Source organism: Tatumella citrea (assembly GCF_002163585.1).
GTDB lineage: Bacteria > Pseudomonadota > Gammaproteobacteria > Enterobacterales > Enterobacteriaceae > Tatumella > Tatumella citrea.
In genome coordinates this window covers 2810432-2831308 of sequence record NZ_CP015579.1, presented here as the reverse complement: position 1 = coordinate 2831308, position 20877 = coordinate 2810432, and the positions used below count along the sequence as shown (strand labels likewise).

Annotated in this window: 17 protein-coding genes and 1 pseudogene; 11 read left to right on the top strand and 7 right to left on the bottom strand. The window is 50.0% G+C overall.

Going from position 1 to position 20877, the window contains the following annotated elements:
* Positions 1 to 218: 218 nt before the first annotated feature.
* Complete coding sequence (gene yeiP / locus A7K98_RS13540; RefSeq protein ID WP_038021615.1) at positions 219 to 791, bottom strand: elongation factor P-like protein YeiP; 573 nt, start codon at positions 789 to 791, stop codon at positions 219 to 221.
* A 168-nt stretch (positions 792 to 959) separates the two neighbouring features.
* Here yeiP and A7K98_RS13535 point away from each other — a divergent pair, with 168 nt between their 5' ends.
* From A7K98_RS13535 to fruA, 4 genes are all read left to right on the top strand, one after another.
* On the top strand, positions 960 to 1214 hold the full coding sequence (locus A7K98_RS13535) for a YkgJ family cysteine cluster protein (protein ID WP_087489041.1): 255 nt from the start codon (positions 960 to 962) through the stop codon (positions 1212 to 1214).
* 275 nt (positions 1215 to 1489) lie between these two features.
* Positions 1490 to 2623 (top strand): fused PTS fructose transporter subunit IIA/HPr protein, encoded by a 1134-nt coding sequence (fruB, locus tag A7K98_RS13530; RefSeq protein WP_087490512.1) that lies wholly within the window; start codon positions 1490 to 1492, stop codon positions 2621 to 2623.
* The gene (fruK, locus tag A7K98_RS13525) at positions 2620 to 3558 is read left to right on the top strand and encodes a 1-phosphofructokinase (RefSeq protein ID WP_087489040.1); all 939 of its coding nucleotides are present in this window, start codon (positions 2620 to 2622) and stop codon (positions 3556 to 3558) included. Before fruB ends, fruK begins: the two co-directional genes overlap by 4 nt.
* Positions 3559 to 3578: 20 nt before the next feature.
* Positions 3579 to 5279: a PTS fructose transporter subunit IIBC gene (fruA, locus tag A7K98_RS13520; protein WP_087489039.1), complete on the top strand. Its 1701-nt coding sequence runs from the start codon at positions 3579 to 3581 to the stop codon at positions 5277 to 5279.
* Between the two features lie 57 nt (positions 5280 to 5336).
* Here the strand turns inward: fruA and nfo are convergent, their stop codons facing one another.
* Positions 5337 to 6182, bottom strand: a complete 846-nt coding sequence (nfo, locus tag A7K98_RS13515) for a deoxyribonuclease IV (RefSeq protein WP_087489038.1) — start codon at positions 6180 to 6182, stop codon at positions 5337 to 5339.
* A 200-nt stretch (positions 6183 to 6382) separates the two neighbouring features.
* Positions 6383 to 7441, bottom strand: a complete 1059-nt coding sequence (locus A7K98_RS13510) for a YeiH family protein (protein ID WP_087489037.1) — start codon at positions 7439 to 7441, stop codon at positions 6383 to 6385.
* A 133-nt stretch (positions 7442 to 7574) separates the two neighbouring features.
* Between A7K98_RS13510 and yieE the strand changes: the two genes are divergently transcribed.
* On the top strand, positions 7575 to 8441 hold the full coding sequence (gene yieE / locus A7K98_RS13505) for a DNA-binding transcriptional regulator YeiE (protein WP_087489036.1): 867 nt from the start codon (positions 7575 to 7577) through the stop codon (positions 8439 to 8441).
* A 171-nt stretch (positions 8442 to 8612) separates the two neighbouring features.
* On the top strand, positions 8613 to 10088 hold the full coding sequence (locus A7K98_RS13500; protein ID WP_087489035.1) for an amino acid permease: 1476 nt from the start codon (positions 8613 to 8615) through the stop codon (positions 10086 to 10088).
* Positions 10089 to 10189: 101 nt separating this feature from the next.
* On the opposite strand, the gene fghA is transcribed toward A7K98_RS13500, so the two are convergent.
* Together fghA and ptrR are read right to left on the bottom strand one after the other, a co-directional pair.
* Positions 10190 to 11044, bottom strand: a complete 855-nt coding sequence (fghA, locus tag A7K98_RS13495; protein ID WP_087489034.1) for an S-formylglutathione hydrolase — start codon at positions 11042 to 11044, stop codon at positions 10190 to 10192.
* A 95-nt stretch (positions 11045 to 11139) separates the two neighbouring features.
* Positions 11140 to 12033, bottom strand: coding sequence for a putrescine utilization regulator PtrR (gene ptrR, locus A7K98_RS13490; RefSeq protein WP_087489033.1), 894 nt, complete (start codon positions 12031 to 12033; stop codon positions 11140 to 11142).
* A 242-nt stretch (positions 12034 to 12275) separates the two neighbouring features.
* Here ptrR and folE point away from each other — a divergent pair, with 242 nt between their 5' ends.
* The 5 genes from folE to mglC all read left to right on the top strand — a co-directional run bounded on the left by folE (position 12276) and on the right by mglC (position 18193).
* The gene (folE, locus tag A7K98_RS13485) at positions 12276 to 12941 is read left to right on the top strand and encodes a GTP cyclohydrolase I FolE (RefSeq protein ID WP_087489032.1); all 666 of its coding nucleotides are present in this window, start codon (positions 12276 to 12278) and stop codon (positions 12939 to 12941) included.
* 70 nt (positions 12942 to 13011) lie between these two features.
* Positions 13012 to 14142 (top strand): DUF418 domain-containing protein YeiB, encoded by a 1131-nt coding sequence (gene yeiB, locus A7K98_RS13480; protein ID WP_087489031.1) that lies wholly within the window; start codon positions 13012 to 13014, stop codon positions 14140 to 14142.
* Positions 14143 to 14580: 438 nt separating this feature from the next.
* The gene (mglB, locus tag A7K98_RS13475; RefSeq protein WP_087489030.1) at positions 14581 to 15576 is read left to right on the top strand and encodes a galactose/glucose ABC transporter substrate-binding protein MglB; all 996 of its coding nucleotides are present in this window, start codon (positions 14581 to 14583) and stop codon (positions 15574 to 15576) included.
* Between the two features lie 111 nt (positions 15577 to 15687).
* Positions 15688 to 17163: a galactose/methyl galactoside ABC transporter ATP-binding protein MglA gene (gene mglA, locus A7K98_RS13470; protein ID WP_087490511.1), complete on the top strand. Its 1476-nt coding sequence runs from the start codon at positions 15688 to 15690 to the stop codon at positions 17161 to 17163.
* Between the two features lie 19 nt (positions 17164 to 17182).
* Positions 17183 to 18193, top strand: coding sequence for a galactose/methyl galactoside ABC transporter permease MglC (mglC, locus tag A7K98_RS13465; RefSeq protein WP_087489029.1), 1011 nt, complete (start codon positions 17183 to 17185; stop codon positions 18191 to 18193).
* Between the two features lie 130 nt (positions 18194 to 18323).
* On the opposite strand, the pseudogene sanA reads toward mglC, so the two are convergent.
* Together sanA and A7K98_RS13455 are read right to left on the bottom strand one after the other, a co-directional pair.
* Positions 18324 to 19031, bottom strand: a pseudogene (gene sanA, locus A7K98_RS13460) (outer membrane permeability protein SanA); the annotation flags it as partial.
* Between the two features lie 120 nt (positions 19032 to 19151).
* Positions 19152 to 20849 (bottom strand): NAD-dependent malic enzyme, encoded by a 1698-nt coding sequence (locus A7K98_RS13455; RefSeq protein ID WP_087489027.1) that lies wholly within the window; start codon positions 20847 to 20849, stop codon positions 19152 to 19154.
* Between the last annotated feature and the right edge of the window lie 28 nt (positions 20850 to 20877).

Genomic DNA, 20877 nt, shown 5'->3' with positions numbered 1-20877 from the left:
ATTTAACACTCGACAGCGGATGCAGAGGTTTTCTGACCGTGAAGCGCTTTTCGAAAAGGAACTTAAAAAAACTTAAACATTACAGCGCGCACAGCAGGATCGCGAAGGACAGAGAACGGGTGTTTTCCGGGAGAAAGATTGGATTTCAAAAAAACGTCTTAAACAGGGCTCTTTGGTGCGGACAGGGTTGTCCTGCCCACACCGGATAACATAGCAAATTAATCTGCTCTTCCCATATAGCGACGTTCAGGAATATGAATTCTGATTTTATCGCCATTGCTGAGATATTCAGGAACCTGAATCACCAGTCCGGTGATCATTCCCGCCGGTTTAGTGCGTGCGCTTGCCGAAGCCCCTTTAATACCCGGAGAAGTATCCGTGATTTCCATATCTACTGTCTGTGGCAGTTCCAGCGCCAGTATTTGTCCATCCATTGTCAGTACATGAATGCCGGGGATGCCGCTTTCCGGGATAAACAGCAGTTCTTCTTCGATCTGCTCTTTATTGAAATGGTAAGGGGTATAGTCTTCATCATCCATAAACACATACTCTTCACCATCTATATAAGAGAAGGTGACAGCACGGCGGCTAAGGGAAATGGCATCAAGGATGTCATCACCTTTGAAGCGCTCTTCTACTTTCAGACCGGTACGGATATCAGTAAAACGCATTTTGTACAGCGTTGCTGCGCCGCGTGCACTTGGACTCTGGACATCAATATCTTTTACCAGCAGTAATTTTCCGTTCCAGGTGACTGCCATGCCACGTTTAATCTCATTCGCCTTTGGCATTGGATCTCTCTCTATGTAAGCAATACAGGTTTATGCGCGCAACGTTACCCGTGCAACAGGCGACAGGCAATAGGTTAACAGAGAATTTATTTTTCAGCGGCTATCGGCACAAAGAATTAATGTTATTATGGCGCTTATTATCCTGCCTTGTATAACCCGGAGCCCTGATTGGAATGTCGTTCTCATTGCGGTGCCTGTTGTACAGCTCCGTCTATCTCTTCACCTATTCCGGGGATGCCTTTCGGCAAACCGGCAAATACTCCCTGCATCCAGCTGGATGAATCTTTACGCTGTCGAATCTTTGGCTCGCCATCGCGCCCGAAAGTCTGTGCCAGCCTGCAACCTTCGGCAGAAATGTGTGGTGGTTCAAGGCAACAGGCGATGGTCTGGTTGCTGGATTTAGAACAAGCAACTGCCCCCTGAGTCCGTTTGCTGAAGTGATGCTGACACGCCTTGTCTGATTCACCGCTGTTTGTCATGTTTCAGCTCCAACCGGAATGACCGGTCAAAAAAAGTTATAAATTGTGCGTAGGATCAAAATTTTGCAGGAGAATTCCGCTTAGTAGTTGCGGCTTCTATTTTTGCGGAGCAGTATGACTGATACGTTTCAGCCTGATACCGATCCCTGCTACCGTGCCACGGGATTTTTTTTAGCACAGATAGCTGAAACGATTCAACAAGAGATAGCGAGGAGTCCTATGTTCCAGCTCGATGTTAAGGCGATACACACAGGCGCCAGCGCCAGTGATAAAACCGATGCTATTCGTCAGGTAGCTGCTGCTCTGGCCGCTGCTGGTAACGTTTCTGAAGCGTATGTCAGCGGCATGCTGGCGCGTGAGCAACAAACTTCTACTTTCCTGGGCAACGGAATTGCGATTCCCCACGGAACAACAGACACGCGTGATCTGGTACTGAATACTGGTGTGCAGGTATTTCAGTTTCCACAAGGTATCAGCTGGGGGGACGAACAGCTGGCCTATGTGGTGATTGGTATTGCGGCAAAGTCTGATGAACATCTGACATTGTTGCGCCAGCTGACTCATGTGCTCAGTGATGACAGTGTGGCTGAAACACTGAAAACCGCGTCTGCTGAAGAGCTGCGGGCCATCCTGATGGGTGAGAAACAGGCCGCTGAATTTCGTTTTGATGCTTCGATGATTGTCACAGACGTTAAAGCAGACGAGATCATGACGTTGCAGGCGTTAAATGCCGGCAGACTGAAATCAGCAGGGGCTGTTGATAATTCGTTTGTCAGCCAGGTTATTGCTGAACGCCCGCTGAATCTGGGGCAGGGAATCTGGCTGAATGACAGCGCCAGCGGAAATCTGTTCAGTGCGATTGCCGTCAGCCGACCGACAACTGCATTTACAACATCAGATAATGAGCCGGTAGCGATGCTGATCACCGTGGCAGCTGTTGATGATCAGCCTCTGACTGCGCTGGGATATTTGCATCAGATACTGGTGAAAAATAAGGCCGAACGGCTGTTGACTGAAGATGCTGCCGGTATTCTGACCCTGCTCACCAGTGAGTATTCCGAGGTTAGCGAGGCAGTAACCGCTGAGTTTGTGATTCGCAATGAACACGGTCTGCATGCCCGACCAAGTACCGCTCTGGTTACCGTCATCAAAGGCTTCAACTGCGATGTTACAGTCACTAATCTGGATGGCAGTGGCAAACCCGCTAATGGCCGAAGCCTGATGAAGGTCGTGGCTCTGGGAGTCAAAAAAGGCCACAGATTACGTTTCACGGCCAGTGGTGAAGATGCTGCTGCGGCTATTGAAGCCATCAGGCAGGCTATCGACAGCGGGCTTGGGGAGGGTGCAGCATGAGCCGCCGGGTCGCAACAATTACTCTGAATCCTGCTTATGATTTAGTCGGGTTTACACCCGCTATTGAACGCGGGGAAGTGAATCTGGTGAAAACCGCCGGCCTGCATGCGGCGGGTAAAGGTATTAATGTCGCACGGGTCCTGAAGGATCTGGGGATCGATGTCACGGTGGGCGGGTTTCTCGGCAAAGAAAACCAGGATGGTTTTCAGCAGTTATTCAGCGAGCTGGGTATTGCGAACCGCTTTCAGGTGGTACAGGGCCGTACCCGTATTAACGTCAAGCTGACTGAGCAGGACGGGGAAGTCACTGATCTTAACTTTTCCGGTTTCAATGTTACCGCCCAGGACTGGGAACGTTTTACCACTGATTCCCTGAGCTGGCTGGGCCAGTTTGATATGGTCTGTGTCAGCGGCAGCCTGCCGGAAGGGGTAGACCCTGCGGCATTCACTGAATGGATGAAAGCACTGCGCCTGTTATGCCCGTGCATCATTTTTGACAGCAGTCGTGCGGCTCTTGAAGCAGGGCTGAAGGCTGCACCCTGGCTGGTTAAACCGAACCGCCGTGAACTGGAAATCTGGGCAGGGAAATCTTTGCCAACACTGCAGGACGTTATCGCCAGTGCCCATCAGTTACGTGAGGAAGGCATCGCTCATGTTGTGATTTCCCTTGGTGCTGAAGGGGCTTTATGGGTCAATGCTTCCGGAGAATGGCTGGCAAAACCTCCAGCCTGTGAAGTGGTCAGTACTGTCGGCGCGGGTGATTCAATGGTCGGAGGGCTGATTTACGGATTGCTGATGCGTGAATCAAGTGAACATACCCTGCGACTGGCAACTGCGGTGGCAGCGCTGGCCGTAAGTCAGAGCAATGTAGGTGTTGCTGACAGAACACAACTGGCAGCCATGATGGCACGTGTCGATTTACAACCCGTGCAATAACAGCAGAAGAGGAATAAATGATGAGAATGCTGCTGATAACTGATGCATCACTGGGCAGAGCCAGTGCATTCATCGCCGGCAAAGCGGCACAGAGCGCTGCCGAAAAATGCGGACTGGTACTGACAGCTTCCCTTCAGGACGCTGAACTGGTGATCGTGGCTGGCAAAACTGTGCCCGCAGACCCTGCACTGTCCGGAAAAAAACTGTGGCAGGGCGAATTGCAGTCACTGCTGAACGATGCTGAAGCCTTCCTGACCCGGGCAAAAGAGCAGGCTGAACTGTGGCAGGCCCCGCAGGGGATAACTGCGACAACCAACGATTCAGCTGCTGGCACTACGGCTACCACAAAACGAATTGTAGCCGTGACTGCCTGTCCGACCGGGGTTGCCCATACCTTTATGGCGGCTGAGGCGATTGAGGCTGAAGCGAAAAAACGTGGCTGGTGGTACAAAGTTGAGACCCGTGGATCTGTGGGTGCCGGCAATGCGATTACCCCGGAAGAAGTTGCTGCGGCAGATCTGGTGATTGTTGCTGCTGATATTGAAGTCGATCTGGCGAAATTTGCCGGAAAACCGATGTATCGTACCTCGACCAGCCTGGCTCTGAAAAAAACTGCCCAGGAATTTGATAAAGCGCTGGGCGAAGCCAAAACCTTCACGCCAGCGGGCAATGCCTCTGCGGCATCGAACAGTGAAAGCAATAAAGAGAAATCCGGAGCTTACCGGCATCTGCTGACCGGGGTTTCTTATATGTTACCGATGGTGGTCGCGGGCGGGCTTTGTATTGCCTTATCGTTTGCCTTTGGTATTACCGCTTTTAAAGAGCAGGGAACCCTGGCGGCTGCGCTGATGCAAATCGGGAGCACTACGGCCTTTGCCCTGATGGTACCGGTACTGGCAGGTTATATTGCATTCTCAATTGCTGACCGGCCGGGATTAACACCAGGACTGATTGGCGGGATGCTGGCGAGCAGTACTAACGCCGGTTTTCTTGGGGGGATTATCGCTGGTTTTATTGCCGGTTATGTCGCCAGATTTATCAGTACCCGGCTGAAATTGCCACAAAGTATGGAAGCCCTGAAGCCGATTCTGATCATTCCGTTGTTGGCCAGCCTGGTCACCGGTTTGCTGATGATCTACGTGGTGGGCAAACCGGTTGCGGCTATCATGGAATGGCTGACTCACTGGTTGGGTAACATGGGTACCGTGAATGCTGTCCTGCTGGGTGCAGTATTAGGTGGCATGATGTGCACCGATATGGGTGGACCGGTTAATAAAGTAGCCTATGCTTTCGGGGTCGGTTTGTTAAGCACCAAAACCTACGGGCCGATGGCAGCGATTATGGCTGCCGGTATGGTACCGCCATTGGCGATGGGAGTGGCGACTTTACTGGCTCGCAATAAGTTTACCAAAGGTCAACAGGAAGGGGGTAAAGCGGCACTGGTACTGGGCTTGTGCTTTATTTCCGAAGGTGCAATACCTTTTGCTGCCCGTGACCCGATGCGTGTCATCCCCTGCTGTATGGTAGGCGGAGCGGTGACCGGAGCAATCTCGATGGCTGTCGGTGCACAACTGATGGCTCCGCACGGTGGATTGTTTGTATTACTGATCCCCGGAGCGATTACGCCGGTACTGGGTTACCTGTTAGCGATTATCGTCGGGACAGCACTGGCAGGTATTGCCTATGCCATGCTAAAACGGCCGGAAACAGCTACTGCCTGACAGCAGCTGTACCACTGAGATTAAAAAGGGCGCCTGGCGCCCTTTTTTTGTGATTACTTACGCTGTCTGCTGTGCTTTCAGCCAGGCAATTTCGTCTTTCCAGATTTCCGGATCAACGGTTTCCAGGATTAACGGGATGCCATCAAAACGTGGATCTTTCATTAACCAGCTAAAGACCGTTTCGCCAATATTTCCCTGACCCAGACTGTGGTGACGGTCAACCCGGCTGCCAAATTCACTTTTCGCATCATTCAGGTGCATGCCACGTAAATAGTTAAATCCGACAATTCGCTCGAAATCCCGGAATGTGGCTTCGCAATTTTCGACACTACGTAGATCATACCCTGCAGCAAAGGCATGACAGGTATCAATACAAACACCCACCCGGCTTTTATCTTCGACATGGTGAATAATTTCGGCCAGATGCTCGAAACGAAATCCGAGATTGCTACCCTGACCGGCAGTATTTTCAATAACGGCTGTCACACCTTGTGTCTGGTCGAGGGCAATATTTATCGACTCTGCAATCAGTTTCAGACAGTCGGATTCTGATATCTGTTGCAGATGACTGCCGGGGTGGAAGTTGAGCAATGACAGACCGAGCAGTTCAGCCCGTTGCATTTCATCAATAAATGCCAGCCTGGATTTTTCCAGCGCTTCATTGACCGGATGCCCAAGGTTAATCAGGTAGCTGTCATGGGGTAAAATTTGTGCGGAGCTGAAATTGTATTTCTCGCAGGCCTGGCGAAAAGCACTGATAGTTTCCCGGGTCAGCGCTGCGGCACGCCATTGCCGTTGATTCTTGGTAAACAGAGCAAAAGCGGTTGCTTCCAATTCATGTGCACGGAGGACCGCATTCTCGACCCCGCCAGCAGCGCTGACATGCGCACCAATAAACTTCATAGCCGTTTCTCCTCAGTATCAGGCTTCCTGTCGATTTAACACTATAATACCTGAGGAATTCATTCATAACATGCCATCCCGGCAGAATCCTCTATCCGTAGGGTGGGGAAGTGAGTGCAGCCGGTGCTATTTCCGGAAAATAAGACTGTAACGCCCCGTAACAGTGAACTGTTACAGGGCGCAATAGTGAGAGCAAATCGTTAGTTCATCAACCGCCATAAACTCAGATTGACCAGACCGCCTCCGACAATCAACCAGATAAACACCATAAAACCCAGTAACAGTGGTTTCAGACCGGCTTGTTTCAGTTGCCCGGCTTTGGTGGTTAATCCAAGAGCCGCCATTGCCATCGCCAGCATCAGATTATCTGCCTGATGAATCACTGACAGCAAATGGTCAGGTAACAGATGAAAAGAGTTAAAACAGGCTACCAGAATGAAGATCAGCGCAAACCATGGGAACGTTATATTGCTTTTCTGACCAGCCTGGTGAGGTGAACTTCTTCTCATCCACTGGCCAAGCAGCAACAGGAACGGTGCCAGCATCATAACCCGTAGCATTTTGGCAATAACTGCATTGTTTTCTGCGTCTGCGCTAATAGAGTGCCCGGCGGCAACCACCTGCGCAACTTCATGAATGGTAGAACCAGTGTAGATACCAAACTGAGCGGCACTCAGTCCCGGCAACAGAGGATGAATCACTTCCCAGATTACCGGGTAAATAAAGATGGCTGCAGTGCCGAAAATGACTACTGTTGCAACGGCCACCGCCACATTGCCCGGATGTGCTTTTACTACAGGACCGGTGGCCAGCACAGCGGCGGCACCACAGATGCTGCTACCGGCACCAATCAGCCAGACAGTTTGCCTGTCCAGTTTTAGCCAGTAAATTCCCGCAAGACAGGTCAGTAGAAATGTACTGCTCAGCATAATTATGTCGGTGAGCAAACCCTGATAACCGATATTACTGATTTGCTGAAAGGTCAGGTTAAACCCGTACAGAATAATCCCGCCACGTAACAGATAGTGTTTACTAAACGTGATTCCACTGGAGCAGTGTTCACTAAACATTTCGGGCATCAGATTGCCGATAATAATCCCTGCCAGAATAGCCAGCGTCAGAGCGCCCAACCCTAAATCAGACACCTGATGAAATTGTGATACAAGGATAGTGCCGACAGCGATAGCTGTGGTCAGCAGGATGCCGTTTAGTTGCCGGACACTGGCTCCGGTGAATAATACAGGGTGTTGTGTGCTCATAGCCGCGCTCTCCGTGGGGATACTGACGTCTATGGTGCAGCGATTTTCTTTAAAAGAGAAATCGATTATAATCTTATAACCAACCAGTATAAGTGGTAAATAAGTTCAGGTACGGACAGGGGAGAGCGGTTAGATGCATATTACATTGCGGCAGCTGGATGTGTTCTGCGGGATAGTCAGATGTGGTTCTACTACCCAGGCGGCCAGGCAGCTTGCTCTGTCACAGTCAGCAGTCAGTGCTGCACTGGCGGATCTGGAAAACCAACTGGATGTTCAGCTCTTTGATCGGGCGGGAAAACGGTTGATTGTTAATGAGCATGGCAGGCTGTTATACCCGAAGGCAGTGTCGTTGCTTGAACAGGCAAAAGAAGCGGAACAGTTATTCCGCGATGATGACGGGGCTATTCGTATTGGTGCCAGCAGTACTATCGGTAATTATATGCTGCCGCAAATGATGGCTAATTATCGTCATGATTTCCCACAGGCTCCGCTCGAGCTCACTGTAGGTAACAGTCTGGACGTGATTCAGGCCGTTGCCGATTTCCGGGTAGATGTCGGTCTGATTGAAGGGCCTTGTCATGTTGCCGGGATAGTCAGTGAGAACTGGCTGGAGGATGAGTTGGTGGTGTTTGCCGCACCACAATCAGAAATTTTTAATCATCCGGTGACTCTGCAAAGTCTGGCTATGTCACCGTGGATTTTACGCGAAATAGGTTCGGGTACCCGCGAGATTGTGGACTACCTGCTATTGTCCCATCTGCCAAATTTCAGTGTGGCGATGGAGCTGGGAAATTCCGAAGCGATAAAACATGCAGTTCGCCACGGAATGGGCATCAGTTGTCTGTCACGGCGGGTAATTGCCGATCAGCTGGAAAATGGCGCCCTACGCCAGATCGCGATACCCTTACCGCCACTGACACGGACTCTGTACCGTATCCATCACCAACAGAAGCATTTATCCCGGTCACTGCTGCGGTTTCTGAGTTATTGTCGTGAATAAATATCTGCGGAGAACAAAGACTCCCGGCCATTGAAATCACCGGCTTCGGCAGGTTTGCTAATAATTCCCGCTGAATCATGAAGGTAACTAATAACAGAAGTGGTAATGCTATACAGTGACTGCTTTGCTGGTACAATCGCGCCTCATTTTTATCCAGCATAGTGTTTACTGATGAATAATAATACAAATACCACAGATAAGCCTGCCCTGAAGCGTGTACTGAAAGCCCGCCATCTGACGATGATTGCCATTGGCGGTTCAATCGGTACCGGTCTGTTTGTTGCCTCGGGTGCCAGTATTTCTCAGGCCGGCCCTGGTGGTGCGCTTCTCTCCTACGCGATTATCGGTCTGATGGTCTATTTTCTGATGACCAGTCTGGGTGAACTGGCGGCTTATATGCCAGTCTCCGGTTCTTTCGCTACTTATGGTTCCAAATATGTTGAAGAGGGTTTCGGCTTCGCACTCGGCTGGAACTACTGGTACAACTGGGCGGTGACGATTGCCGTCGATCTGGTGGCTGCTCAACTGGTAATGGGTTACTGGTTGCCGGAAGTGCCCGGCTGGATATGGAGTTGCCTGTTCCTGGCAGTGATTTTTCTGCTGAATGTCATTTCGGTAAAAGGCTTTGGTGAAGCTGAGTATTGGTTTTCCCTGATTAAAGTCGTTACCGTAGTGATCTTTATTATTGTCGGCCTGCTGATGGTGACCGGGATTATGCGCGGTACAGCAAGTGGGGGATGGCATAACTGGACGATTGGTGGAGCACCGTTTGCCGGTGGTTTTTCGGCAATGATAGGCGTAGCAATGATAGTCGGTTTCTCTTTCCAGGGCACTGAACTTATCGGTATTGCGGCGGGTGAATCTGAAAATCCGGGTAAAAACGTCCCACGGGCGGTGCGACAGGTTTTCTGGCGTATCCTGCTGTTTTACGTGCTGGCCATTTTAATTATCAGCCTGTTACTGCCGTATACCGATCCCCGGTTACTGCACAATGATGTCCAGGATATCAGCGTGAGTCCGTTTACTCTGGTGTTCCAGAATGCAGGACTACTGTCTGCGGCGGCGGTAATGAATGCGGTGATCCTGACTGCGGTACTGTCTGCCGGTAACTCAGGGATGTACGCTTCTACCCGAATGCTGTTCACCCTGGCTCAGGAAGGTAAAGCACCGAAGATTTTTGCCCGACTGACGGCCAATGGTGTCCCGCGTAATGCACTGATTGCGACTACTGTTGTAGCTGCGTTGTGTTTCCTTTCATCGAAGTTTGGAAATCAGACTGTTTACTTGTGGTTGCTGAATACTTCAGGAATGACCGGATTCATTGCCTGGCTCGGAATTGCGGTTAGTCACTATCGGTTCCGTCGTGGCTATGTCGCCAAAGGGCTGGACCTGTCTGCATTACCTTATCGCTCAGGTTTATTCCCGTTAGGTCCGGTATTTGCTTTTGTACTGTGTCTGTTAATTACCCTTGGGCAGAATTACCAGGCCTTTATGGCTGACAAAATCGACTGGTATGGCGTGGCAGCCACCTATATTGGTATTCCACTGTTCCTGATCATCTGGCTGGGATATAAGTGGAGCCGGGGAACCCGGTTTGTCAGGTATCAGGATATGGAGTTTCCGGCAGTCGAAAGGAATTATCACTGATTGCTGATACTGCACGCCTGATAATAAAAACCCATGCTTTGGCATGGGTTTTTTTATCGGGTCACTCAGAGATAAGACGGGGTCACTGTTTCGTGAGTCGCTTATTCTTCCGGCAGGCTGACCAGCAGATGACGGGCATGGAAACGTATATGGTCTTCAATCACGCTGGCGATAAAGAAATAACTGTGGTCATACCCCTGTTGCCAGCGAAGTGTAAAATCAAACTGTTGCTGGCGCGCAATATCTTCCAGAACCTGAGGTTGAAGCTGCTCAGGCAGAAAAGTATCCGCACTTCCCTGGTCAATCAGTACCGGTAAACGATGTGTTGCCTGCTGCATTAGCACACTGGCATCATATTGCTGCCAGTCAGTCTTATCATCCCCAAGGTAGGCTGCGAAGGCCTTCTGACCCCAGGGCACAGAGCCAGGGTTTACAATAGGTGCGAATGCCGAAACAGAAGTAAATCGTCCTGCCTCGCGTAGTGCCAGAACCAGCGCACCATGGCCGCCCATTGAATGTCCCATGATGGCCTGACGGTCACTGAATGAGAAATGTTCGTTCAACAGAGCGGGTAATTCGCTATTCAGATAGTCATACATCCGGTAATGCTTATTCCACGGAGCACGGGTAGCATTCAGATAAAATCCTGCGCCCTGGCCCAGATCATATGCCGGATCATTAGCCACATCCTCACCCCGTGGGCTGGTATCAGGCATAATCAGGGCAATTCCTGCTTCGGCCGCCAGGCGCTGGGCGCCGGATTTGACCGAAAAGTTCTCATCAGTACAGGTCAGCCCTGCAAGGCACCAAATCAGGGGAACCGGCTGTTCACCGGACTGAGGCGGCAGAAACACGCTGAATTTCATTGGGCAGCCCAGTACCGCAGAGGTGTGTTGCCAGCGTTGCTGGCGGCCGCCAAACATCAGATGTTCTTCACAGAGTGTCAGTTCAGACATGGTAGCTCCTGTCATAATTGTTGAATGCAGATCTGCCATTCACTGGCCGACAGTGCTGCGTAATTGTAAGTCTGCTGCCAGAGAGCGTTGTGAAGTCAGGTGGCAGAGCTATCGCTTGCTGCTGGCTGAGCAAAAAATGTCAGCATCAGTTGTTTCATCGCATCGACATTCGGTGTAAATGCATCCCGACGCCAAATCAGACAGGTTGACACCTTACCATATTGCGGGGGAAGAGCATGGGTCCGGATACGGGTACGGTCGCTGATTTGTGCCAGTACCGAAGCCGGGGTAATGGCCAGCCCTGCGCCGCCAGCAACACAGGCAATCATTGCATGGTAAGAGTGAATTTCCATAATATTGCCAGGCTGCGCACCGCCATCCCGAAACCAGTCTTCCAGTTTCATCCGGTAAGAGCAGCTGTTCCGGAAGGCAAAAAAAGTTTTTCCCTGCACATCCTGCGGACAGGTCACGGTCTGGTGTTCACTGCTGGTAATCAACACCAGCTCTTCGTCAAACGCGACACAACTGTCCAGTTCATCATAGCCCTCCGGGCTGTCAGCCAGTGCCGCCGCGACAGTACCTTCCCTGACATGGTCGATGATCTCCCCTGAGGTGCCGGTTATCAGAGACAGAGATACAGCCGGATAGCGTTGATGGAACGCCGATAACAAGCCCGGCAGCCGGGTAGCGGCTGTGCTTTCCATAGTACCGAGGGCGAAATTGCCGGCAGGCTCTCCCTGGCGGGTCATATTCAGCGCTTCTTCACTTAATGCGAGGATTCGCCTGGCATAGCTGAGAAAATTATGGCCCATCGGCGACAGACGGACCCGTTGCTTTTCACGGATCAGTAAATCTGTTCCCAGCTCTTCTTCCAGCTGCTTGAGCCGGGTCGTCAGATTGGAAGGAACCCGGTGCAGTAACTCTGCCGCACGGGCGACAGAACCGGTATCGGCCACTGCACAAAACATCCGAAGCTGCACCAAATCCATAATGATTCTCTTTAAGAAATTCACATAATACGGCTTATTTATCTGAGTTTTGGATTGTATGCGCTGCTACAAAGCCAGGCAACCGTGATATTTCTGCAGGAACTGTGAAAAAATTTTTAGCAATGAGCAGCGATGATCACCTGATGAGACTGGATAATCCGTGCCGACTGCTTCACAATATGCACTGTATATGATGCTCCGTCCGTGTAAGGGCAGAGAATTCACCTGCCGGAGAATAATGAATGTCCCTTTTTAGTCAGGAAGCGGCGCTGGTCCATGAAGCACTGGTGGCGCGCGGTCTGGAAACCCCGTTACGCAAACCTGCCCGTGAACTGGATGATCAGGCTCGTAAAACCCTTATCGCCGGTCATATGACCGAAATCATGCAGCTGCTCAACCTGGATTTGCAGGATGATAGTCTGACAGAGACCCCGCATCGTATTGCTAAAATGTATGTTGACGAAATTTTCTCGGGTCTCGACTATGCCAATTTCCCGAAAATCACGGTCATCGAAAATAAGATGAACGTTGATGAAATGGTAACGGTACGTGACATTTCACTGACCAGTACCTGCGAACACCATTTCGTTACTATCGACGGAAAAGCCACCGTAGCTTATATTCCGAAAGATAAAGTGATCGGCTTGTCTAAAATCAACCGTATTGTGCAGTTCTTTGCCCGTCGTCCTCAGGTTCAGGAACGTCTGACCCAACAGGTTCTGGTGGCACTGCAAACCCTGCTTGGTACCAATAATGTGGCTGTGTGTATTGACGCGGTCCATTACTGCGTTAAGGCACGTGGAGTTCAGGACGCAACCAGTGCTACCACCACTACTTCGCTGGGCGGCCTGTTCAAGTCGAGCCAGAATACCCGTCAGGAATTTTTACGCTCAGTCAGACATAACTGATTTTCCTGTCTGTGGAGACTGCCAGAGTCCTGGCAGTCCCGTTTACTGATGACCCCCGCCAGGATACCTCATGCCGCGTTACCCTCAGCTGGATTTTATTCGTGGTGCTGCTATCGCCGGAATACTGCTGCTTAATATTGTCAGTTTTGCCTTGCCGTCAGCCGCGTATCTGAATCCGGCATGGGCTGGCAGTGTCAGCCTGCCGGACACTGTCAGTTGGGTATTCACAGAAATCTTTGCCCGGTTGAAGTTCCTTAACCTGTTTGCCTTATTGTTCGGTGCCGGGCTGGTATTTCAGATGCCTAAAGGAGCAGCGTGGTTACAGTCCCGGCTGGGGTGGCTGATTGCCTTTGGGGTTCTGCATGCCTTGTTCCTGTGGGAAGGGGATATTCTGGTGGCCTGGGGGCTGGCCGGGATGTTGAGCTGGCGGTTGATTCGTGATGCGCGATCCTCTGAGTTGTTGTTACGCACGGGCGTGTTGTTATATGCATTTGGCTGTCTGATGCTACTGGTGTTCGGTCTGATGTCCGGCGGGAAAGGGGGCAGTGACTGGCTGCCAGGCCCGGCAGAAATGGCCTACGAACAGCAGATTAAACTACATGGCGGTATGCTGGCTTTCGATTACCGGCTCGATCATTTAGGGTCAATGCTGGTGTCATTTTTCTGTCAGTATGGCTGGGAGCTTTCAGGGCTGATGCTGGTGGGTGCAGCACTGGTACATAATGGCTGGTTGATTGGCAAACGCAGCCAGGCTGAATATTTCCGGGATGCCCGGCGGCTGCTGATTCCTGGACTGTTACTGGAATGTGCCGGAGCTCTGGCGCAATGGCTGACCGGCTGGTCATTCCGCTGGAGCGGTTTTTATCTGCAACTGCCGGGAGAAATTGCCAGTCCATTGGTCAGCCTTGGTTATGCTGCGCTGGTGTTAGGTGGCTGGAAAACAATATCGGCCAGCAGAATCAATACGCTGTTTTCTGCTATCGGCCGGATGGCTCTGAGTAACTACCTGCTTCAGACAGTGGTATGTACACTGATTTTTTCCGTCGGCGGTTTATTTATGCATTTTAGCCGCTGGCAGCTCTTGCTGATTGTGCCACTGGTATGGCTGATTAACGGGATATTTTCAGTTTGCTGGTTGCACTATTTCCGTCAGGGACCCATGGAAAAACTCTGGCGCTGGCTGACCCAAAAAACCTCCTGATCCTTTCGGGCAAACTTCTGTGTAATCGCTTCCATTCTTCACGGCCGGATTCTGCCTTATGTCGCTTGTTTCACGCTAAGTTCAGCTCTGAATGATGAGAAATTGCCCGCCCGTGGCAAGCTGTACGGCCGTGTATCCTGCTGTAATCCCCATAAAATGTGTAGTGGATCACCCTTCATGATTCTGCCTGATGTAAACGGTTTCAATTTGTGACTAATTTCACATTAAGGCAACATCTCTCCACATAGTATACCGTCATTACCTGCATCAGTTGTGCCGGTGCAGGGCTGTCAGATATTACCTTAGGAAAACGGTACCGATAGTGATGTCGGTTAACAGGTAATAGCCTGACCCCTCGTGCGGAGAAACCGCAATATTTTTTGAGCCTTTAAGCATCCTAATATTAATGATGCTGGCCTGTCGTTAACCGGAGTCGTTATGAAAACAAAGGTACTTGCTCTGACAGTATTAATGGCAGGAATGATGGCATCATTTGCCAGCCATGCTGCCGACGCGCGCATTGGTGTGACGATTTATAAATATGACGATAACTTTATGTCAATGGTCCGCAAGGATATTGAGAAAGAAGCCAAAGCAGTCGGTGGTGTGCAGTTATTAATGAATGACTCGCAGAATGATCAATCTAAACAGAACGATCAGATCGATGTATTAATGGCGAAAGGTGTAAAAGTGCTGGCAGTTAACCTTGTTGACCCGGCAGCTGCACCTACGGTTATTGATAAGGCCCGCAGTAATGATGTTCCGGTAGTGTTCTTTAATAAAGAACCAAGTGCTAAAGCACTGGCCAGTTATGATAAAGCTTATTATGTTGGCACGGATTCAAAAGAGTCCGGGGTTATTCAGGGGCAGCTGATTGAAAAACACTGGAAAGCTAATCCTGGCTGGGATTTAAATAAAGACGGTGTTTTACAGTATGTATTACTGAAAGGTGAACCGGGTCATCCGGATGCTGAAGCCCGTACCCGTTATGTTATCGAAACACTGAATAAAGATGGCGTGAAAACTCAGCAACTGGCCCTGGACACTGCAATGTGGGATACCGCTCAGGCGAAAGATAAGATGGATGCCTGGTTGTCAGGACCTAATGCTGACAAGATTGAAGTGGTTATCGCCAACAATGATGCAATGGCGATGGGCGCTGTCGAAGCTCTGAAGGCGCATAATAAAACCTCGATTCCGGTGTTTGGTGTTGATGCATTGCCTGAAGCCCTGGCGCTGGTTAAATCAGGACAGATGGCCGGAACAGTGCTGAACGATGCAGAAAACCAGGCTAAAGCGGTCGTCGATATGTCGAAAAACCTGGCCGAAGGTAAGCCAGCCACGGAAGGGACAGCATTTACTCTGAAAGATAAAATCGTCCGTGTCCCTTACATAGCAGTTGACCGCGATAACTTATCTAAATTTGTTAAATAATCATCAGCAGGGCGCAGTCAATGACTGCGCCCTTATTTTGTCTGTTGTCTGATAGCCGGAGATGTACTGGTGAGTGAACCCGATAACAACGAAAGTGAATTTTTGCTGCAAATGCAGGATATCAGCAAAAGCTTCCCTGGCGTTAAAGCGCTTGACCATGTGAATTTAAATGTCCGGCCTTATTCCATCCATGCATTAATGGGCGAAAACGGTGCCGGAAAATCGACGTTGCTAAAGTGCCTGTTTGGTATTTATAGCAAAGACAGTGGAAAAATATTATTCCAGGGAAAAGAAGTTAATTTTAAAAGCGCTAAAGAAGCCCTGGAAAATGGTGTTTCGATGGTACACCAGGAGTTAAACCTGGTGACTCAGCGCAGTGTTATGGACAACATGTGGCTCGGCCGGTATCCGTTAAAAGGGATATTTGTCGATCAACATAAGATGTACCAGGACACTAAAAATATATTTGATGAGCTGGATATTAATATCGATCCACGGGATAAGGTTGCAACATTATCTGTTTCTCAAATGCAGATGGTGGAGATTGCTAAAGCAGTCTCTTATGATGCCCGGATTGTTATTATGGATGAGCCGACCTCATCACTGACAGAAAAAGAAGTCAATCACCTGTTTACTATTATCCGTAAACTTAAAGATCGTGGCTGTGGAATTGTCTATATCTCTCACAAAATGGAAGAAATATTCCAGTTGTGCGATGACATTACGGTGTTACGTGATGGACAGTGGATTGCTACTCAACCACTGTCAGGAATGAATATGGAACAGATTATCGCCATGATGGTTGGCCGTTCCCTGACTCAACGTTTTCCCGACAAACAAAATCAGCCTGGCAACGTAATTCTGGAAGTAAGAAATCTGACTTCGCTACGTCAGCCCTCTATCCGTGATATCTCTTTTGATCTGCACGAGGGTGAAATCCTCGGTATTGCCGGTCTGGTAGGCGCTAAGCGCACAGATATCGTCGAGACCCTGTTCGGTCTGAGAGAAAAATCCGGCGGCACTATCCGTTTACACGGGCGGCCGATTAAGAATAACAGTGCCAATGAAGCCATTAATCATGGTTTTGCTTTGGTGACTGAAGAGCGGCGGACTACCGGCATCTACGCTTATCTGGATATCGGTTTCAATTCGCTGATTTCCAATATTAAAAAGTACAAAAACAGCTTCGGATTTCTGGATAACAGCCGGATGAAGAGCGATACACAGTGGGTAATTGATGCGATGCGTGTCAAAACCCCCGGACAACATACCTCGATTGGTTCCCTCTCCGGCGGAAACCAGCAAAAAGTGATTATCGGTCGCTGGCTGCTGACACAACCAGAAATTCTGATGCTGGATGAACCGACCCGGGGCATTGATGTAGGCGCAAAATTTGAGATTTACCAGCTAATTTCTGAGCTGGCAAAAAAAGGCAAGGGCATCATTATCATCTCTTCGGAGATGCCGGAGCTTTTGGGGGTCACTGACCGTATCCTGGTCATGAGCAATGGCAGGGTTGCAGGCAATGTCGATACAAAAACCGCAACGCAGAACGAAATCATCCGACTGGCATCGTTGCATCTTTAATGAAGTAAGGGCTGTGATAATGAAAGCAACCACTAAAAAAAATCTGCTGACATGGGTAAAAGAAGGGGGGATCTATATTGTCCTGCTGCTGTTGCTGGCCATTATAATTTTCCAGGACCCGACGTTTTTGAGCCTGATGAATCTCAGTAATATCCTTACTCAGTCCTCGGTCAGGATCATCATTGCGCTGGGTGTCGCCGGGTTGATTGTCACTCAGGGAACGGATTTGTCTGCCGGACGCCAGGTAGGGTTGGCTGCTGTTGTGGCTGCGACACTGCTTCAGGCAATGGATAATGCTAATAAAGTTTTTCCGCATATGTCGGCATTACCTATCCCTCTGGTTATCCTGATCGTCTGTGCTATTGGTGCAGTGATAGGATTAGTCAACGGGATTATCATCGCTTACCTCAAGGTCACCCCGTTTATTACTACGCTGGGAACCATGATTATCGTCTACGGGATAAACTCTCTCTATTACGATTACGTCGGGGCATCGCCGGTTGCCGGGTTTGAGCATAACTTTTCGCAGTTTGCCCAGGGCTTTATGCGGTTTGGTGATTTTAAGCTCTCTTACATCACCTTCTACGCAGTTGTGGCAATTATTCTGGTATGGATTCTGTGGAATAAAACCCGCTTCGGAAAGAACATTTTTGCCATTGGCGGTAACCCGGAAGCGGCGAGAGTCTCCGGGGTCAATGTGCCGTTAAACCTGATACTGATTTATGCTTTATCCGGGGTATTTTATGCCTTTGGCGGGATGCTGGAAGCAGGGAGGATTGGTAGTGCAACCAACAACCTGGGCTTTATGTATGAACTGGATGCGATTGCCGCCTGTGTGGTGGGCGGAGTCTCCTTTGCCGGCGGAGTTGGTACAGTTGCGGGGGTTGTTACCGGGGTAATTATCTTCACCGTGATCAACTACGGGCTGACATACATCGGGGTTAACCCTTACTGGCAGTATATTATTAAAGGCGCGATCATTATTTTTGCGGTGGCGCTGGATTCTCTGAAGTATTCCCGGAAGAAATAACCGCATCGGCCGGTGTATCAGCCGGATTCTGCTGGTTTTCGGCGGATGGTACCTGACGGGTATCGTCCGCCGTTGTCTTTTCAGCCTCCACAGGCTGGCGGTCTTTATCACCGGCTGTCGCAGATACCGGTTTGCGGCTTAACTCTTCCAACTGCTGAGGTGTGATTGCCGGATAACCGGGACCATTTTCAGGAATCTCAGGCACTGCAGGGATAGGGACCAGTGGGCCCAGGAAACGTGGCTCACTGCGGAAAATATACAAGTCAGCCAGCGCTGCCAGTCGTGCCCCGACTTCACGAATACGGATACCCAGCATATTTTTTGGGGACGGAACTGCATAGCATTGCGCCTGAATTCCCTGGTGCATAGCAATAAACAGTGCCCGCTCGCAGTGAAAACGCTGAGTAATAATAATAAAATCGTTAGTGTCGAAGACTTTACGGGTACGAATGATCGAGTCCAGTGTCCGGAAACCGGCATAGTCCAGTACGATATCGGCCGGGTCGACACCTTCTTTAATCAGGTCTTTTCGCATGGTGCGGGGTTCATTGTAACTTTGCAGCGCATTATCACCGCTTAACAGCAGGTAATTCACTTTACCGCTATTATAGGCATTCAGCGCCCCCTGAATGCGATACAGATAATACTGATTCAGCTCCCCGCCACGGTAATACTTGGATGTTCCGAGTACCACGCCCACTTCACGGTGAGGCAAATCACTAATATTTTCATAAATATAAGGTGCAGTTTTCCAGCTGATCCATCGATCAAGACCTAATGCGGTGATCCCTGCCAACAGGATCAGGCAACAGATAATGGTAAAGATGCGTTTCAGCATGCGACCTTATGACTCATGGTTGATAGTTGAAAGTGACCCAAGGGTACTTGAGCCACTTGCGGCAGGCAAGAATGATGTGTGCCCTGGCGAAACGCAACCGTTATCGCCGGGGCATCGGCATCAGATAGAAGTACGGCGATAATGGCGGTACTGCGGTTTCCAGAAGTTATCTTCTACTGCCTGGGCCAGAATTTCCTCAGAGGTTTCCAGTGCAACACCTGCTGCCTGAGCGGCTTTAGCCACTTCGATAGCAATGTAACGGGATACCTTCTGAATATCTTTAAGCTCTGGTAATACCGGACCTTCTCCTTTGCTGGCCAGTGGTGAGCAATCAGCCAGGGCGCGGCTGGCACTCATCAGCATGGAATCGGTGATCCGGCTGGCTTTAGAGGCAATAACTCCGAGCCCGATGCCCGGGAAAATATAGGCATTATTACACTGGGCGATCGGATAGGTTTTGTCTTTCCAGCTCACCGGAGCGAACGGGCTGCCGGTAGCAACCAGCGCTGCACCTTCGGTCCATGCAATCAAATCTGCCGGTACCGCTTCAACACGGGAAGTCGGGTTAGACAGCGGCATAATGATTGGGCGAGGGCAGTGGCTATGCATTTCGCGGATAATTTCTTCGGTAAAGAGTCCCGGCTGACCAGAAACTCCGATTAATACCGTCGGTTTAGCATTGCGAACGACATCCAGCAGTGAAATCGCGTCATTTTCCACCTGCCAGTCAGCAACATCTTCAGAAGACTGAATAAGGCGGGTCTGGAAAGGCAGCAGATTAGGCAATTTATCGGTCAGTAAACCATAGCGATCGACCATCATCACCCGGCGACGGGCCTCTGCATCACTCAGCCCTTCGGCTTTCATTTCAATAATAATCTGTTCAGCAATCCCGCATCCGGCAGAACCGGCACCCAGGAAAACTACGGTCTGATCAGAAATTTTACCGCCGGCAGCACGGCTGGCTGCGATAAGTGTACCTACAGCTACCGCCGCGGTGCCCTGAATATCATCATTAAAACAGCACAGTTCATCACGGTATTGTTCCAGTAATGGCATTGCGTTTTTCTGAGCAAAATCTTCAAACTGCAGCAGAACATTTGGCCAGCGACGTTTTACTGCCGAGATAAATTCATTAATAAACTCAGCATATTCTTCGCCACCAATTCGCGGATTGCGCCAACCCATATATAACGGGTCGTTAAGCAACTGTTGGTTATTGGTTCCTACATCCAGAGCGACAGGCAGTGTGTATGCCGGGCTGATACCACCACAGGCGGTGTACAGTGATAATTTACCGATAGGGATGCCCATTCCGCCGATTCCCAGATCACCCAGTCCGAGGATCCTTTCACCGTCGGTGACAACAATGACTTTGACGTTCTGTTTGGTCGCATTTTGCAGCATATCTTCGATATGCTCACGGTTGGGATAAGAAATAAATACCCCACGGGCACGACGGTAGATCTCAGAGAAATGTTCACAAGCGGTGCCTACCGTTGGGGTGTAAATGATGGGCATCACTTCTTCGAGGTGGTCATCCAGCAGACGGTAAAACAGGGTTTCGTTAGTGTCCTGAATATTTCGCAGATAAACGTGCTTATCGTTGTTGTTCTTGAATTCCTGAAACTGGTGCCAGGCTCGTTCTGCCTGTTCCTCAATGGTTTCCACGGTTTCCGGCAGCAGACCATTAAGATTAAATTCGTTGCGTTCTTCCCGTGTAAAGGCACTGCCTTTGTTAAGTAACGGAAATTCCAGAAGAATAGGACCCGCATATGGGATGTATAACGGGCGTTTGCTCTCGTAATCGAGTTCCATGTCGTGCATGCTCCTCAGAATAGACCCC

Bases quoted from the DNA above. Each gene is read 5' to 3' on its own strand.
- yeiP (WP_038021615.1), bottom strand. From the start codon at position 791: ATGCCAAAGGCGAATGAGATTAAACGTGGCATGGCAGTCACCTGGAAC.
- fruB (WP_087490512.1), top strand. From the start codon at position 1,490: ATGTTCCAGCTCGATGTTAAGGCGATACACACAGGCGCCAGCGCCAGT.
- fruK (WP_087489040.1), top strand. From the start codon at position 2,620: ATGAGCCGCCGGGTCGCAACAATTACTCTGAATCCTGCTTATGATTTA.
- fruA (WP_087489039.1), top strand. From the start codon at position 3,579: ATGAGAATGCTGCTGATAACTGATGCATCACTGGGCAGAGCCAGTGCA.
- nfo (WP_087489038.1), bottom strand. From the start codon at position 6,182: ATGAAGTTTATTGGTGCGCATGTCAGCGCTGCTGGCGGGGTCGAGAAT.
- A7K98_RS13510 (WP_087489037.1), bottom strand. From the start codon at position 7,441: ATGAGCACACAACACCCTGTATTATTCACCGGAGCCAGTGTCCGGCAA.
- yieE (WP_087489036.1), top strand. From the start codon at position 7,575: ATGCATATTACATTGCGGCAGCTGGATGTGTTCTGCGGGATAGTCAGA.
- A7K98_RS13500 (WP_087489035.1), top strand. From the start codon at position 8,613: ATGAATAATAATACAAATACCACAGATAAGCCTGCCCTGAAGCGTGTA.
- fghA (WP_087489034.1), bottom strand. From the start codon at position 11,044: ATGTCTGAACTGACACTCTGTGAAGAACATCTGATGTTTGGCGGCCGC.
- ptrR (WP_087489033.1), bottom strand. From the start codon at position 12,033: ATGGATTTGGTGCAGCTTCGGATGTTTTGTGCAGTGGCCGATACCGGT.
- folE (WP_087489032.1), top strand. From the start codon at position 12,276: ATGTCCCTTTTTAGTCAGGAAGCGGCGCTGGTCCATGAAGCACTGGTG.
- yeiB (WP_087489031.1), top strand. From the start codon at position 13,012: ATGCCGCGTTACCCTCAGCTGGATTTTATTCGTGGTGCTGCTATCGCC.
- mglB (WP_087489030.1), top strand. From the start codon at position 14,581: ATGAAAACAAAGGTACTTGCTCTGACAGTATTAATGGCAGGAATGATG.
- mglA (WP_087490511.1), top strand. From the start codon at position 15,688: ATGCAGGATATCAGCAAAAGCTTCCCTGGCGTTAAAGCGCTTGACCAT.
- mglC (WP_087489029.1), top strand. From the start codon at position 17,183: ATGAAAGCAACCACTAAAAAAAATCTGCTGACATGGGTAAAAGAAGGG.
- A7K98_RS13455 (WP_087489027.1), bottom strand. From the start codon at position 20,849: ATGGAACTCGATTACGAGAGCAAACGCCCGTTATACATCCCATATGCG.